The organism is Pararhodobacter zhoushanensis (assembly GCF_025949695.1).
GTDB lineage: Bacteria > Pseudomonadota > Alphaproteobacteria > Rhodobacterales > Rhodobacteraceae > Pararhodobacter > Pararhodobacter zhoushanensis_A.
Window position 1 is genome coordinate 3,779,119 of the sequence record NZ_JAPDFL010000001.1, and the last position, 14,309, is coordinate 3,793,427.

Sequence of the window (14,309 nt, forward strand, 5' to 3'; positions counted from 1 at the left end):
AAAATTTGCAAAGACGCCGCAGAGGTGAAGTTGCGAATTGCAAATCAGCAAAGTCCTGTCGCCTCGGGGCAAGGGTTCCCCCCTGCCCCGCGCTTGGCGTATCAGGCAGGCAGCAGGAAGCACGCCGTCGCCGGCAGGCGCAGCAGTTCTTCGCAGCGCGCGACAGTGGCGGGGTCGAAATAGCCAGCAACGTCCAGCATGTTCAGCGTGCCGATGATCTGCCCCTGCACCCGCACCGGAATATTCACCACCGAAGCACAGCCAAGCGAGGCAATCGTGTCGGCGTCGGGGAACACGTTCGCGATGTCCTCGATGGTGTTGGCGACGAAGGGCTGGCCACGGCCATGCACCTGATCGAACCACGCATCGCGGCGGATCGGCTTGTCACCCGACACCGGGTATTCAACCGGATGGCTGGTATAGGCGCGCCGTGCGACACCGGCGGTGAAGTCCATGGTCATCACGGTGACCAGCTTGATGCCCAGCGTGTCGGCAACCAGACGACCCAGCGCCTCGAAGGCTTCGGTCCGGGTGGCGGCCTGCTCGAGAGCGGCGGTGAAGGTGGCGGTGGGGGTCATGGGGTCTGCTCCGTTTGGTCAGGTTCGCTCAGGCGATAGAGGTCGCGCGCATAGGCACTGTCGAACTGGCCCGAGCGCAGGGTGGCGACATCGGCGGTCTCGACAATCTTGCCGTGGCGCATCACCGCCAGCCGGTCGCACATGAAAGACACGACGGGCAGGTTGTGCGTGACCATCAGATAGGTCAGCCCCCGCTCTCGCCGCAGCCGTTTGAGAAGGTTCAGGATCTCGGCCTGAATGGACACATCCAGCGCGCTGGTGGGTTCGTCCAGCAGCAAGAGCTTGGGCTCCAGCGCCAGAGCGCGCGCGATGGCGACGCGCTGACGCTGACCGCCGGACAGTTGGTGCGGAAAGCGGAAGCGGAAGCGCGCGTCGAGGCCTACTTCGGCCAGCAGCTCGACCACACGCTTGTCGCGGTTGGGCTTGCCATGGATCAAGAGCGGCTCGGCCAGCGCCGCGTCGATGGTCTTGCGCGGGTGGAGCGAGCTGTAGGGATCTTGAAACACCATCTGGCAATGCGCCGAAAACGCGCGGTCGGTGCCGTGGCTGCGCGCTGCGCCGTCCACTTCAATGGTGCCGGTCCAGTCCGGAGCCAGCCCCATGATCGCCTTGAGGATCGTGGACTTGCCCGAGCCGCTTTCGCCGACCAGCGCAAAGCTCTCGCCAGAGGCGACGTCGAGGTTGACCCCCTGCACGGCGCGGCTTTCGCCATAGTAGATGTCGAGGTCTTGAAGGTGGATCGCGGTCATGTGGCGGCCCATTGGCTGCGGTCGAGGGTCGGCAGAACCTCGCGCGTTTCGTTCATCCGGGGGACGGCGGCGAGCAGGCCCTTGGTATAGGGGTGCTGGGCGGCGTGCAGGTTCTTGGCGTCCAGCGTTTCCACCACGCGCCCGGCGTTCATCACCATCACCCGGTCGCAGTAGCGTCCGACCAGATGCAGATCGTGGCTGACCAGCAGCAGGCCCATGCCATTATCGCGCACCAGATCGTCGATCAGGTCCAGCACCTGCCCCTGCACGGACACGTCCAGCGCGCTGGTCGGTTCGTCCGCGATCAGGATGCGCGGGCGGGGGATCAGCATCATGGCGATCATGATGCGCTGGCCCATGCCGCCCGAGACTTCGTGCGGATACAGGCCCATGACGCGCTCAGGGTCGGTGATGCGCACCGAGTGCAGCATCTCGGCCACCCGCGCCTTCACATCGCGGCGCGGCAGGCTTTCGTGCGTGCGCAGGGCCTCGGCGATCTGGCGACCCACGGTCATCACCGGGTTGAGCGAGAATTTCGGGTCCTGCATCACCATCGAAATCCGCGCACCGCGGATCTTGCGCATCTGGCGGGCGCTCAGGCTTTGCAGCTCGGTGCCCTCGAACGCCAGTTTGTCCGCCGTCACACGCCCCGGCGGGCGGATCAGGCCAAGGATGGCGCGGCCCGTCATCGACTTTCCCGAACCGCTTTCGCCCACGATGCCCAGCCGCTCGGTTCCCAGCGTCAGGCTGACGCCATCGACCACGTTGACCGGCCCGCTGGGGGTGGGAAAGGTGACGGTGAGGTTTTCGACCTCAAGCAGTGGCGCGCTCATGATTTGTCCCCGCTCTTGGGGTCCAGCACGTCGCGCAGACCATCGCCAAGGAAGCAAAAGCCCAGTGACACCAGAATGATGGCAAAGCCCGGCATGGTGGCGACCCACCATTGATCCAGAATGAAACTGCGCCCGCGCGAGATCATCGCGCCCCATTCCGGCAGCGGCGGTTGCGCACCAAGGCCCAGAAAGCCAAGGCCCGCAGCGGTCAGGATGATCCCGGCCATGTCCAGCGTCACGCGGATGATGGTGGACGAAGTACACAGCGGCAGGATGTGCAGCCCGATGATGCGCATATGGCTTGCCCCGGCCAGCCGCACGGCCTGCACGAATTCAGAGCTGCGGAAGGTCAGCGTCTCGGCCCGCGCCAGACGCGCATAGGGCGGCCAGGCGGTGATCGCGATGGCGATGATGGCGTTTTCGATCCCTGGCCCCAAGGCGGCCACAAAGGCCAGCGCAAGAATGAGCTTGGGCATCGACAGGAACACGTCGGTGATCCCCATCAGCACCCGGTCCGTCCAGCCGCCGAAATAGCCCGACACCGCGCCAAGGATCAGGCCCAAGGGGGCCGAGATCACCGCAACCATGCCAACGATCAGCAGCGTCAGGCGCGCGCCATGCACGACGCGCGAAAAGATATCGCGGCCCAGCTCGTCCGTGCCCATCCAGTTGGTCGCCGAGGGCGGCATCAGCCGCGCGCCCAGATCCTGCCCGATGGGCGAATAGGGCGCGATCCACGGCGCGAAGGCGGCGCAGACGATCAGCACGGTCAGGATCGCCACGCCCAGCGCCGCCAGCGGATTGCGCAGCAAGCGCCGGGTCACGTCATAGGCGCGGCCCAGATTGGCCTGCAGGCGCGAGGCCGGGGCGTCATCCGTCAACCAGGTTGTCAGGGTCATGAGCGGCTCCGCGGATCAAGGACGCGGTAGAGCACGTCCGACAGTTTGTTGATGACGATGAACACCGCCCCGATGACCAGCGTGGCGCCCAGCACGGCGTTCATGTCCGCGTTGAACAGCGCCGTGGTCAGGTAGTTGCCGATGCCGGGCCAGCTGAACACGGTCTCGATCATCACCGAGCCTTCGAGCAGGGCGGCATAGCTGAGGCCGATCACGGTGATCAGCGGCACGCGGATGGTGCCAAACGCATGCACCCAGATCACCCGCCATTCCGACACACCCTTGACCCGGGCGGTGGTGACGTATTCCTGCCCCAACTGGTCCAGCATGAAGCTGCGCGTCATCCGCGCGATATAGGCCAGCGAGAAGAAGCCCAGGATCGTGGCGGGAAGGATGATGTGCGACAGGGCGCTGAAAAAGACCTCAGGCTCACCGGCCAGCAGGCTGTCGACCAGCAACAGGCCCGTGACCGGATCGACCAGCCCCTCGAAATAGATGTCCACACGTCCCGGTCCGGCAACCCAGCCCAGGCCCGCATAGAACAGCGCCAGACCGACAAGCCCCAGCCAGAAGGCGGGCACCGAATAGCCCAGCAGCGCAAACACCCGGATCAGCTGATCGGTGATCTTTCCGCGCTTGATCGCGGCCAGCACACCCAGCGGCACCCCCAGCAGCACGCCGATGATGATGCCGATGGTCGCCATCTCCAGCGTGGCCGGGAACACGCGGATCAGGTCGGTTGCAACCTCGCGGTTGGTCGAGACCGAGCGCCCCAGATCGCCGCTGAACACGTCGCCGACATAGGCGATGAACTGCAGCGGCAGCGGCTGGTCCAGCCCCATGGCGATGCGCGCGGCCTCGTACTGGGCGTTGGTGGCGCGGTCGCCGGCGACGGCAAGCACCGGGTCAATCGGAATGATGCGGCCAATGAAGAACGTGATGGCCAGCAAGCCCAGAAAGGTGAGTGCCAGAATCACCGCGAATCCAAGCACGGATCGAAGGTGGCGGGACCATGCGGACGGGCCTCTGCGTTGAGGTTTCATGGGGCTCCTGTTCTGGATCGCTGGGTCTGAAAACGTCCGGCGACTGTCGGCAATTTCCAGCAAAGCGTGCAACAATTTTCTTGGCTCTAGCAAAAAACTTTGCTTAAATCAAAAAATTTTGATGGACGGACACAGCGAATCCCTATGGCCCGACCCAAACCCAAGACCGACCCGAACCTCGGCGCGCATATACGGCGGCGGCGCAAGCAGTTGGGCCTGACCCTGCAGGCGCTCTGCGACGAGGCCGGTTTGTCGCCCGGTTTCCTCAGTCAGGTCGAGCGTGGGCTGGCCACGCCTTCGCTGGGCACGCTGGCGCAGATCGCGCAGGGGCTGGATGTGGGGCTGGAGCATTTCATCGGCGCGACCCGCCCTGCCGATCAGCTGACCCGCGCCGGTGAGCGGCCGCAATTCTCGATCGACACCTCGTCGCTGGGGTATGAATCGCTGGGCGCCAGTTTTCCGGGCGCCGGGCTGTCGTCTTATATCCTGCATGTCCCGCCGGGCTTTGAATCCGAAATCACCTCGCATGAGGGCGAAGAGATCATCTTCATCCTCGAAGGTGCGGTCACCCAGATGCTGGGTGGCGAAACCTTTACACTCAGGACGGGGGACAGCCTGCATTACAGCGGCGCGACCCCCATTCCTGGGCCAATACGACCGATGCACCTGCACGCATCCTGTGGACCGGCACGCTGTCGGTCTTGCAGAGCGGGCGGGCGTCTCGCCTGCCGGAAATGATCCCGGCCAATATCAACACCTGACCCAACCTCGGAGGTTATCCTGATGTCTCTTATCCGTCCCGCCCTGCTTGCCGCAGTGCTGGCCATGCCCCTGCCCGCGCTGGCCGATACGCCCGCCGACACGCTGGTCGTCGCCCAGAACATCGACGATATCGTCGCCATCGACCCGGCGCAGGCCTATGAGTTCACCTCGGGTGAGCTGGTCACCAACGTCTATGACCGTCTGGTGCAATACGACGCCGCCGACACCACCACGCTGGCCCCCGGCCTTGCGTCGTCGTGGGAAATCGACGCCGAGGCCAAGACCATCACCTTCACCCTGCGTGACGGTGTGACGTTCCATTCGGGCAACCCGGTCCGGCCTGAGGATGTCGTCTTCTCGCTGTCGCGTGTGGTTCAGCTGAACCTGACGCCTGCGTTCATCCTGACCCAGCTGGGCTGGACCCCTGAGAACGTGGCCGAGATGATCACCGCCGGCGACGGCACTGTGACCATCCGCTACGCCGGTGATTTCTCGCCTGCCTTCGTGATGAACGTGCTGGCTGCGCGTCCGGCGTCCATCGTCGACGAAGTGACGGTGATGGAGCACGCCGAGGGCGACGATCTGGGCAACGCCTGGCTCAACGCGAATTCGGCCGGCACCGGTCCGTTCTCGCTGCGCATGTTCCGCCCGGCTGAACTGATCCGCCTGCAAGCCAACGCCGACTACTTCAACGGCGCCCCGGCGATCGACAGCGTGATCATCCGCCACGTCTCGGAATCCGCCACGCAACAGCTGCTGCTGGAACAGGGCGACGTCGACATGGCGCGCAACCTGACGCCCGACCAGATCGCCGGTCTGGACGGCGAGGCGCTCAGCGTCGAAACCTTCCCGCAAGCCGCCGTGCATTTCCTGTCGTTTAATCAGGCCGATGCGCAACTGACCAACCCTGCCGTCTGGGAAGCCGCGCGCTATCTGGTGAACTACGAGGGCATGGTCGACAGCTTCCTCGCCGGTCAGATGGACGTGCATCAGGCATTCTGGCCCGATGGTTTCCCCGGCGCGCTGAACGACACGCCTTATACCTATGACCCGGCCCGCGCCGAGCAGATCCTGTCTGACGCCGGGGTCGAACTGCCGATCACCGTCACGCTGGACGTGATCAACGCAGCCCCCTTCACCGACATGGCGCAATCGCTGCAGGCCAGTTTTGCCGAAGCCGGGATCAACTTCGAGATCCTGCCGGGCAGCGGCAGCCAGGTGATCACCCGCTACCGCGAGCGCAGCCATCAGGCGATGCTGCTCTATTGGGGCCCCGACTTCATGGACCCGCATTCCAACGCCAAGGCCTTCGCCTATAACTCGGACAACAGCCAGGACGCCTATGCCGCCACCACCACGTGGCGCAACTCGTGGGCGGTGCCGCAGGAAATGAACGACCTGACCACGGCCGCCCTGACCGAAGCCGATCCGGCTGCGCGTCAGGAGATGTATCTGGACCTGCAGCGTCAGGTGCAGGAAAACTCGCCCATCGTCATCATGTTCCAGGCGGCGTATCAGGTCGCGATGGCGCAAGACGTTACCGGCTATGTGAACGGCGCGACCTCGGACTTCGTCTACTATCGTCTGGTCGAAAAAGCCGAATAACCCGGCCCCGCGCCAACATTTTCCGGGCCGCCCGCCACCCGTGCGGGCGGCCTTTCCCGTTCCATGAATGAGGCCCCCCATGAGCATCCACGACACCCGCCTGCGCGCTCTGCGCGCCGAAATGGCCAAGACTGACACCGACCTGTGCATTCTGGGGCCGTCCAGCCACATGCTGTGGCTCACCGGCGTTGACCCGCATGGCGATGAGCGCCCGGTGCTGGTGATCGTGTCGCAAGACTACGCCGGGTTCCTGATGCCCGCGCTGAATGCCGATGCCGCACGCCAAAACACCGCCCTGCCGTTCCACACCTGGGGCGACGAGGTCGGCCCGGCGCAGGCGCTGAGTGACGTCCTGACCCAAGCAGGTGCAACCCGGCCTGACCTGTCGGTCGTGCTGGACGAGACGATGCGCGCCGATTTCGCGCTTCTGGTGCTCGATGCGCTCGACAGCCCGCGCCGCCGGTTCACTGCAGACACCGTGGGCCGGTTGCGCGGCCACAAGGACGCCGCCGAAGTCGAGGCCCTGATCGCCTCGGCCCGGCTGAACGACGATGCGGTACGCGCGGCGATGGCGCAGCTGAAAGTCGGCATGACCGAGCGGGACGTGCAGGCGATCATCCATGACTACTACAAGGCCCATGGCGCGCAGCCCGAGTTCACCATCATCGGCTTCGGCGCGAACGGGGCCTTCCCGCATCACCACACCAGCGATGCCGTGCTGGAAGACAACATGGCCGTGCTGATCGACACCGGCTGCCGGATCGGCGGCTATCCGTCTGACATGACGCGCAGTTTCTGGTTCGGCACCGAGCCTGACGAATACCGCACGATCCGCGCCACGGTGGACCACGCCGTCAAGGCAGCGATGGCGGCGGCGCGTCCGGGCGTCAAGGCGCGCGAGGTTGACGCCGCCGCGCGCGGCGTGATCGAGGCGGCGGGCTATGGTCCCAAATTCGTGCACCGCACCGGGCATGGCTTGGGCATCGACGTCCACGAAGGCCCGTATATCACCGCGACCAGCGAAACCGTGCTGGAAGAGGGCAACGTCTTCTCGATCGAGCCGGGCATCTATCTGGCCGGGCGCTTTGGCGTGCGGCTGGAAGAGATCGTCGTGCTGCGCAAGGACGGGCCGGAAATTCTCAGCGCCCTGCCCCGGATGCTCGACCTCTGAAGTCGACATCTACTTTCTGTAGATTTACTCTACGGTCTGTGTAAATCTGTCCCCCAAGACCCGCTCAGGGCAAGGGGGACAGATGTTCAACGACTCAACCATCGCGGCACTGCGCCGGGATTTCCCCTATCTGGCGCAGTGTACCTATCTCGACAGCGGCGCGACCGGGCTGGCCGCGCCCGGCACCGGTGCCGCTGCGGCGCATTTCTATGACGCGATGCAGAGCCGGGGCTTTGACGGACGCCCCGACTGGATGGCGATGCGCACCCGGGTCGAGGGCGAGCTGGCGGCGCTGCTCGGCGTGGCGCCCGACTGGCTCGATTTCGGTTCCAGCAGCACCGATGTTCTGAACCGTGCGATGCAGGCGGTGCCTGTTTCGCCCGGCGACAAGATAGTGCTGGCGGCGGACGAATTCCCCTCGGTGCTGGCGGTCGCGCAGGGGCTGGAAACGCGCGGCGCGGTGCTGGATCTGATCGACATTCCCGACGAGAGCGACCGCACGGCCCGGCTGATCGCCGCCCTGCCCGGCGCGCGCTATGTCGCCGTGTCGCATGTGCATTGGGAAACCGGCACGCGGGTCGATCTGGCCGCGCTGTCCACAGCCTGCCGCACGGCGGGCGCGGTGCTGGTGGTGGACGGTGTGCACGCGGTCGGCGCGGTGCCGGTCGATGCGGCGCTGGCCGATCTCTACGTCACATCGTTCTTCAAATGGACGATGGCCGGTTTCGGGCTGGGTCTGAGCGTGACGTCACCCCTGCTGCGCGCACAGATGACGCCGCAGCAGCGCGGCTATGCCAATCCCGCCCCCTCGAAACTGCTGCAACCCTCGCATGTGAACTACCCCGGTCTTGCAGCACTTGAAGCCGCGCTGAAGTATCTGGCGGAGCTCGGGTGGGAAGCGATCTTTGAGCGGGTAGCACTGCTGCAATGCAGGCTGGCGGATCAGCTGCGCGCCGCCGGTTTCGACGTGGTCACCCCCCGCGACGCCGCAGCCGGGCTGGTCTCGGTCACGGTGCCCGACCCGGAACGCTGGGCCGCCGATCTTGCCAAACGCGGCGTCAAGCTCAGCGCGCGCGGCGCGGTGCTGCGGATCGCGCCGCATATCTACAATACCCAAGCCGATCTCGACGCCTGTTGTGCGGCCATGATCGCCATCGCAGGACATCAGCCATGACCCCTGAACAGACACTCGCCTCGCTGGGTCTGACCTTGCCTGTGGCACAGGGACCGCTGGCCGCCTATGTCCCGGCGCGGGTGCACAACGGGTTGCTGTACCTGTCCGGCCAAGGCCCGATCAAGGACGGCGCACCCACGATCACCGGGCGGCTGGGCGATGACGTGACGCTGGAACAGGGGATCGAAGCGGCGCGCCTGACCGCCCTGAACGCGCTGGCGGCGATCAAGGCCGAGATCGGCGATCTGTCGCGCATCGAGGCGGTGCTCAACCTGACCGGCTATGTCGCCTCGGCCCCCGGTTTCTTCAGCCAGCATCTGGTGATCAACGGCGCCTCAGAGCTGCTGGTCGCCCTTCTGGGCGACGCCGGACGCCACGCCCGCGCTGCGGTCGCCACCCCCGCATTACCGATGAACTTGCCCGTGGAAGTGTCTATGATCGTGGCGGTGACCCCATGACCCTGCAACAAAGGCCCGGCCCCGTGCTTGTACCCTCGACCCCGCGTGAATGCGCCCTTGTCCTGTCGACCCTGAAATGGGTGGTCAACCACACCGGCACCCTGCTTGGCCCCGATCTGGAGCTGGTGCTGCATGATCTGTCGCATCCGGACAGCTCGGTCGTCGCCATCGCCAATGGCCGGATCAGCGGCCGTGGCGTTGGCAGTGCGATCTTTTCAGGGCCGTTCGACGACAAGGGGCTGAAAGCGCTGATCGAGAATGGCGACGCGAATGAGGCCTGCACCGTCGTCGCCGATTACCGCACCCGCCTGCCCGACGGGCGCGAGCTGGACTCGCTCAGCCTGATGTTCCGCAATCAGGATGGCCGCGCCTTTGCCGCCCTTTGTGCCAACGCCGACCGCAGCCGGCTGCTGCAATTGCGCGGACTGATCGAAGGGTTGTTCGCCCCGATAGACGAACCCGCCCCCAAGCCCGATGAAAGCCCCTCGGTCGATGCAATGGTGCACAGCATCATCGAAGAGAGCATCGCCAGTGTTGCCGCCACCACCGGCGCGCTGACCAAGGATGAGCGTACACAGGCCGTGCGGCTGATGAACGATCGCGGGCTGTTTCTGGTGCGCTCCAGTGTCGAAATGGCGGCCGAGCGGTTGGGGGTCACCCGGCACACGATCTACAATTATCTCGACAAAGGGTGAATTTACCCGGCCGCCTTGGTCTGTTTGTTGAATTTTTGTTGACGGATGTGAAATTCCATGTGAACTTTCGACAAAATGTAGAAACTTGACGAAACGACCAACACGCCCTCAACCACGGCCCCCGCCGCGCTGAAGGCATCATCCGGGAGGGATCACTCAATGACAGTTACCACCACCTACCACCGCGCCGGGATCTATGGCCTTGCCGGGGCAGCACTTCTGGCGTCGCTCAGCACCGCCGCTGCGCAAGAAAGCTCGCCCACGCTGGACGCCGTCCGCGAACGCGGCGAGCTTGCCTGCGGCGTGATCGGCAGCAGCTTTGGCTTCTCGCTGCCGGACTCGCAGGGCGTGATGCAGGGCATGGACGCGGACTCGTGCCGCGCTGTCGCCGCTGCCGTTCTGGGCGACGCCAATGCCGTGCGCTGGGTGCCGCTGGTGCCTTCGCAGCGCCTGACCGCGCTGCAGACCGGCGAAGTCGATCTGCTGTTCGCGCAGCTGACCTGGACCATGTCGCGTGAGACGGACTCGGGCGTGCAGATGACTTCGGTCAACTATTTCGACGGCACCGGCTTTCTGGTTCCGACCGCGCTGGGTGTCAGCTCGGCCATGGAACTGGACGGCGCGAATGTCTGCTCGATCCAGGGGCCGGGCGAGGTGACGGCGCGCGATTTCTTCTCGTCCAACGGGATGGAGTTCACCCCGGTGCTCTTCGCCGAAGGTCAGGAACTGCGCGCGGCCTTCCTTGCCGGTCGCTGCGACGTTTACATGATCGACCAGTCGGCACTGATCAGCTTCCGCGCCTCGCTGGGTGAGAACAGCGCCAACTACGTCGTGCTGCCCGAGATCATCAGCGACGAGCCGCTGAGCGGCGCGGTGCGCAAGGGCGATCCGGTCTGGTATGACATCGCGCGCTACGCCCACATCGCCATGGTGAACGCCGAGGCGCTGGGGATCACGTCGGAAAACGTCGACAGCTTTGACGACTCGGCCAGCCCGGCCATCCGCCGTTTCCTGGGGCTGGACGGCACGCTGGGTCAGGCACTGGGGCTGGAACCCAACTGGGCGCATGACATCGTCGCGCAGGTCGGCAACTATGGCGAGATGTGGGAACGCAGCTTTGGCCAGTCGGGTGCAGACCGGGGCGCGAACCGTCTGGCGCGCGACGGCGGGCAGCAATACCCCTACCCGATGCGCTGAGCGGAACAGGACATGACGCAGTCCCGATCCCCCAGCAAGCTTCGTGTAGCAAGCGCGCAAGCGGTTGTTTTCGCGGCGGTCGGGCTGCTCTTGTTCTGGCTCTTTGCCATCACGGGCGCCGAATTGCGCGCCCGTGGTATCGAAACCGGCTTTGGCTTTCTGTTTGAACCGGCGCGCACGGCCATCGCCAACGCGCCGTTTACCTTTACCCCCGGCGTCAACAGCAACGCGCTGGCGCTGCTGGCCGGGGGGCTGAACACCCTCAAGATTTCCGCGTTGGTGATCGTGCTGGCGACGCTGCTGGGCCTTGGCCTCGGGCTGGGTCGGCTGTCGCGCAACCGGCTCTTACGCGGCGTGTGTCTGGGCTATATCGAGCTGGTGCGCAACGTGCCGGTGCTGATCCATATTTCGCTGTGCTACGCCGTCGCCCTGTCGCTGCCCGGCCCGCGTGAGACCGAGCCGTTCCTGGGCGCGCTGATCACCAACAGGGGCTTCTTTCTGCCCTATCCTGCGCCCGATATGCTCTGGCTCGGCTCGGCCCTGACCGGATTGCTGGCTGCGCTGGCGGTCGCCCGCTGGCGGCGACATGGCGGGCGCTGGCATCCGGGCGCGTTGGTCTTCGTGCTGCTGACGCTGGCGGCGATGGCCCTGCCGTGGCTGGTGCTGGGCCGCGCGCCGGACATGGTGACGCCCGCCGTCGCCGGGTTCCGCGTCAATGGCGGCTGGTCACTGTCGCCCGAACTGATCGCAATTGTCGCCGCGCTGACGCTCTACACCGCGACCTTTCTGGGCGAGATCATCCGGGGCGCTATCCAGTCCGTCCCACGCGGCCAGTGGGAAGCGACCGAGGCGCTGGCCCTGCCCCTGCGCACCGTGCGCCGTTCGGTGATCTATCCGCAGGCGATCCGCGTCGCGCTGCCCGCGCTGTCGAACGAATATATCGGCGTGATCAAGAACAGCTCTCTGGCGGTGGTGATCGGCTATCAGGAGATCGTCGGCATCGGCAACACGGTGCTGTTTGACACGGGCCAAGCGGTTGAGGTGATGGCGGTGCTGGCCGCGTTCTTTGTCGCGGTCTCGCTGGCCTTCAGCGCGCTGATGAACTTCCTCAACACCCGCACCGCCTGGGCGACCCGCACATGACCCGCTTCCTTGCCCCCACCATCGCCGCCCCCCGCCCTGCCCCGCAGGACCCGCGCCAATGGCACGACCGGCTGCGTGAGGATCTGTTCTATTCCCCCGGTGCGACGCTGGCGACGCTGGCCATGCTGGCGCTGCTCGTCTTCGCGGGCTGGCACCTGCTGAACTGGGCGCTGTTGGACGCGGTCTTCACCGGCACCGCCGAGCTGTCCCCCAGTGACGCCTGCCGCGCGCCCGGCGTGACCGGCGCGTGCTGGGCGGTGATCGGCGACAAGCTGCGGCTGATCCTGTTTGGCGTCTATCCCTATGCCGAGCAATGGCGGCCTGCCGTGGCCTGCGTGCTGATGATCGCGCTCTACATCCTGTCGGTGCAGCGCCGGCTGTGGCGGCCGTCGCTGGCGCTGATCTGGGTGGTTTTTCTGGGGGCCGTCATCGTGCTGATGCGCGGTGGCGTGTTCGGCCTGTCCCCGGTCACCGATGACCAATGGGGCGGCCTGCCGGTGACGCTGATCCTGTCCACGCTGGGGCTGGGCATGGCCTTTCCGGTGGCGATCCTGCTGGCGCTGGCACGGCAACAGCGCAAACTGCCGATGCTGCAGGCGGCCTCGGTCGGGCTGATCGAATTCGCCCGCGGCGTGCCGCTGCTGGTGGTGCTGTTCATGGCCAGCGTGATGATGCCGCTGTTTCTGCCCGCCGATTGGCAGATCTCGAAACTGCTGCGCGTGCTGATCGCCTTTACCCTGTTCGGTGCGGCCTATCTGGCCGAGGTCATTCGCGGCGGGCTGCAAGCCATCCCGGCAGGCCAGTACGAGGCCGCCGCCGCGCTGTCGCTCACCTACGCCCAGACCATGCGCGACGTGATCCTGCCGCAAGCCCTGCGGATGGTCATTCCCGGCATCGTCAACATCTTCATCGGCTTCTTCAAGGCGACCTCGATCGTCGTGGTTGTCGGCATCTTCGACCTGATGACAGCGGCCAAACGGGCGGTGTCTGATCCGCTGTGGCAGAACGCCGGGATCGAAGTCTATCTCTTTGCCGCGCTGATCTATTTCGTCTTTTGCTTCTCGCTGTCGCGCTACAGCGCCCGGCTTGAGCGTGACCTCGCGCGCGGCGCGACCCTCTGAACAAGGCCTCTCGCCCATGACGCAACCGCTGCTGACCATCACCGGGCTGAACAAATGGTTCGGCGAATATCACGCCCTGCGCGACGTCGATCTGAGCGTGGCCAGTGGCGAGCGGATCGTGGTCTGCGGGCCGTCCGGCTCGGGCAAATCGACGCTGATCCGCTGCATCAACCGCATCGAGCAGTTCGAGCAGGGGTCGATTGTGCTCGACGGTGTGACCGAGAAAGGCGCGCGCCAGACCGAGTCGATCCGCAGACAGGTCGGCATGGTGTTCCAGCATTTCAACCTGTTCCCGCATATGAGCGTGCTGGACAATTGCACCCTTGCCCCGATGCGCAGCCTCAAACAGCCCCGCGCGCAGGCCGAATCCTATGCCCGCGAACTGCTGGACCGCGTGCGCATCGCCGATCAGGCCGACAAGCTGCCCGGCCAGTTGTCAGGCGGCCAGCAACAACGCGTCGCCATCGCGCGCGCGCTGTGCATGAAACCCCGGCTGATGCTGTTTGACGAACCCACCTCGGCGCTGGACCCCGAGATGGTGCAAGAGGTGCTCGACACCATGGTCGGTCTGGCCGAGGACGGCATGACCATGATCTGCGTCACGCATGAGATGGGCTTTGCCCGGCAGGTCGCCGACCGCGTGGTGTTCATGGATCGCGGCCAGATCCTTGAGGTCGCCCCGCCCGCCGCCTTCTTCGACCACCCCGAACACGAGCGCAGCCGCGAGTTTCTGGGCAAGCTGCTGCACCACTAAGCCCTCCTCCCGTCACGACGTTACCCTGCTGCGCGACGCAGCGGGTCGCGCCCGCCTGTCACGTCGGTGCTTGACACCGGCGTGGCGTCGGTCAAATATTTCGTATTATTGGACGCCATTCCAATAT

Annotated in this window: 15 protein-coding genes; 10 read left to right on the plus strand and 5 right to left on the minus strand. The window is 65.4% G+C overall.

Features of this window, described 5'->3' with window-relative positions; translation table 11 throughout:
• Positions 1-101 precede the first annotated feature (101 nt).
• Genes OKW52_RS18775 through OKW52_RS18795 form a run of 5 tightly spaced genes read right to left on the minus strand, consistent with a single transcriptional unit; the run spans position 102 to position 4,102 of the window.
• Positions 102-578 carry a GAF domain-containing protein gene (locus OKW52_RS18775; RefSeq protein WP_264507054.1) on the minus strand — a complete coding sequence of 159 codons (477 nt, stop codon included), beginning with the start codon at positions 576-578 and terminating at the stop codon, positions 102-104.
• On the minus strand, positions 575-1,327 hold the full coding sequence (locus tag OKW52_RS18780) for an ABC transporter ATP-binding protein (protein ID WP_264507055.1): 753 nt from the start codon (positions 1,325-1,327) through the stop codon (positions 575-577). The genes OKW52_RS18775 and OKW52_RS18780 overlap by 4 nt, the downstream gene beginning before the upstream one ends.
• Positions 1,324-2,163: an ABC transporter ATP-binding protein gene (locus OKW52_RS18785; protein WP_406622309.1), complete on the minus strand. Its 840-nt coding sequence runs from the start codon at positions 2,161-2,163 to the stop codon at positions 1,324-1,326. The genes OKW52_RS18780 and OKW52_RS18785 overlap by 4 nt, the downstream gene beginning before the upstream one ends.
• On the minus strand, positions 2,157-3,059 hold the full coding sequence (locus OKW52_RS18790) for an ABC transporter permease (RefSeq protein ID WP_264507057.1): 903 nt from the start codon (positions 3,057-3,059) through the stop codon (positions 2,157-2,159). Before OKW52_RS18790 ends, OKW52_RS18785 begins: the two co-directional genes overlap by 7 nt.
• Positions 3,056-4,102 carry an ABC transporter permease gene (locus tag OKW52_RS18795; RefSeq protein WP_264507058.1) on the minus strand — a complete coding sequence of 349 codons (1,047 nt, stop codon included), beginning with the start codon at positions 4,100-4,102 and terminating at the stop codon, positions 3,056-3,058. Before OKW52_RS18795 ends, OKW52_RS18790 begins: the two co-directional genes overlap by 4 nt.
• A 144-nt stretch (positions 4,103-4,246) precedes the next feature.
• Between OKW52_RS18795 and OKW52_RS18800 the strand changes: the two genes are divergently transcribed.
• The 10 genes from OKW52_RS18800 (at position 4,247) to OKW52_RS18845 (ending at position 14,182) form a co-directional block, all read left to right on the plus strand.
• A complete protein-coding gene (locus OKW52_RS18800; protein ID WP_264507059.1) occupies positions 4,247-4,840 on the plus strand; it encodes a helix-turn-helix domain-containing protein in 594 nt (197 codons plus the stop codon).
• 45 nt (positions 4,841-4,885) lie between these two features.
• Complete coding sequence (locus OKW52_RS18805; RefSeq protein WP_264507060.1) at positions 4,886-6,469, plus strand: ABC transporter substrate-binding protein; 1,584 nt, start codon at positions 4,886-4,888, stop codon at positions 6,467-6,469.
• Between the two features lie 79 nt (positions 6,470-6,548).
• Positions 6,549-7,640, plus strand: a complete 1,092-nt coding sequence (locus tag OKW52_RS18810) for a M24 family metallopeptidase (protein ID WP_264507061.1) — start codon at positions 6,549-6,551, stop codon at positions 7,638-7,640.
• A gap of 82 nt (positions 7,641-7,722) precedes the next feature.
• On the plus strand, positions 7,723-8,814 hold the full coding sequence (locus tag OKW52_RS18815) for an aminotransferase class V-fold PLP-dependent enzyme (RefSeq protein ID WP_264507062.1): 1,092 nt from the start codon (positions 7,723-7,725) through the stop codon (positions 8,812-8,814).
• Positions 8,811-9,272, plus strand: coding sequence for a RidA family protein (locus OKW52_RS18820; protein WP_264507063.1), 462 nt, complete (start codon positions 8,811-8,813; stop codon positions 9,270-9,272). Before OKW52_RS18815 ends, OKW52_RS18820 begins: the two co-directional genes overlap by 4 nt.
• Positions 9,269-9,967, plus strand: a complete 699-nt coding sequence (locus tag OKW52_RS18825) for a helix-turn-helix transcriptional regulator (RefSeq protein WP_264507064.1) — start codon at positions 9,269-9,271, stop codon at positions 9,965-9,967. The genes OKW52_RS18820 and OKW52_RS18825 overlap by 4 nt, the downstream gene beginning before the upstream one ends.
• 159 nt (positions 9,968-10,126) lie before the next feature.
• Entirely contained in the window at positions 10,127-11,164 is a 1,038-nt protein-coding gene (locus OKW52_RS18830; RefSeq protein WP_264507065.1) for an amino acid ABC transporter substrate-binding protein, read from the plus strand.
• Between the two features lie 12 nt (positions 11,165-11,176).
• Positions 11,177-12,307 (plus strand): ABC transporter permease subunit, encoded by a 1,131-nt coding sequence (locus OKW52_RS18835; RefSeq protein WP_264507066.1) that lies wholly within the window; start codon positions 11,177-11,179, stop codon positions 12,305-12,307.
• Positions 12,304-13,428, plus strand: a complete 1,125-nt coding sequence (locus tag OKW52_RS18840; protein ID WP_264507067.1) for an amino acid ABC transporter permease — start codon at positions 12,304-12,306, stop codon at positions 13,426-13,428. Before OKW52_RS18835 ends, OKW52_RS18840 begins: the two co-directional genes overlap by 4 nt.
• 16 nt (positions 13,429-13,444) lie before the next feature.
• The gene (locus OKW52_RS18845; protein WP_319800481.1) at positions 13,445-14,182 is read left to right on the plus strand and encodes an amino acid ABC transporter ATP-binding protein; all 738 of its coding nucleotides are present in this window, start codon (positions 13,445-13,447) and stop codon (positions 14,180-14,182) included.
• The last annotated feature ends 127 nt before the right edge of the window (positions 14,183-14,309 follow it).

Bases quoted from the DNA above. Each gene is read 5' to 3' on its own strand.
- OKW52_RS18775 (WP_264507054.1), bottom strand. From the start codon at position 578: ATGACCCCCACCGCCACCTTCACCGCCGCTCTCGAGCAGGCCGCCACC.
- OKW52_RS18780 (WP_264507055.1), bottom strand. From the start codon at position 1,327: ATGACCGCGATCCACCTTCAAGACCTCGACATCTACTATGGCGAAAGC.
- OKW52_RS18790 (WP_264507057.1), bottom strand. From the start codon at position 3,059: ATGACCCTGACAACCTGGTTGACGGATGACGCCCCGGCCTCGCGCCTG.
- OKW52_RS18795 (WP_264507058.1), bottom strand. From the start codon at position 4,102: ATGAAACCTCAACGCAGAGGCCCGTCCGCATGGTCCCGCCACCTTCGA.
- OKW52_RS18800 (WP_264507059.1), top strand. From the start codon at position 4,247: ATGGCCCGACCCAAACCCAAGACCGACCCGAACCTCGGCGCGCATATA.
- OKW52_RS18805 (WP_264507060.1), top strand. From the start codon at position 4,886: ATGTCTCTTATCCGTCCCGCCCTGCTTGCCGCAGTGCTGGCCATGCCC.
- OKW52_RS18810 (WP_264507061.1), top strand. From the start codon at position 6,549: ATGAGCATCCACGACACCCGCCTGCGCGCTCTGCGCGCCGAAATGGCC.
- OKW52_RS18815 (WP_264507062.1), top strand. From the start codon at position 7,723: ATGTTCAACGACTCAACCATCGCGGCACTGCGCCGGGATTTCCCCTAT.
- OKW52_RS18820 (WP_264507063.1), top strand. From the start codon at position 8,811: ATGACCCCTGAACAGACACTCGCCTCGCTGGGTCTGACCTTGCCTGTG.
- OKW52_RS18825 (WP_264507064.1), top strand. From the start codon at position 9,269: ATGACCCTGCAACAAAGGCCCGGCCCCGTGCTTGTACCCTCGACCCCG.
- OKW52_RS18830 (WP_264507065.1), top strand. From the start codon at position 10,127: ATGACAGTTACCACCACCTACCACCGCGCCGGGATCTATGGCCTTGCC.
- OKW52_RS18835 (WP_264507066.1), top strand. From the start codon at position 11,177: ATGACGCAGTCCCGATCCCCCAGCAAGCTTCGTGTAGCAAGCGCGCAA.
- OKW52_RS18840 (WP_264507067.1), top strand. From the start codon at position 12,304: ATGACCCGCTTCCTTGCCCCCACCATCGCCGCCCCCCGCCCTGCCCCG.
- OKW52_RS18845 (WP_319800481.1), top strand. From the start codon at position 13,445: ATGACGCAACCGCTGCTGACCATCACCGGGCTGAACAAATGGTTCGGC.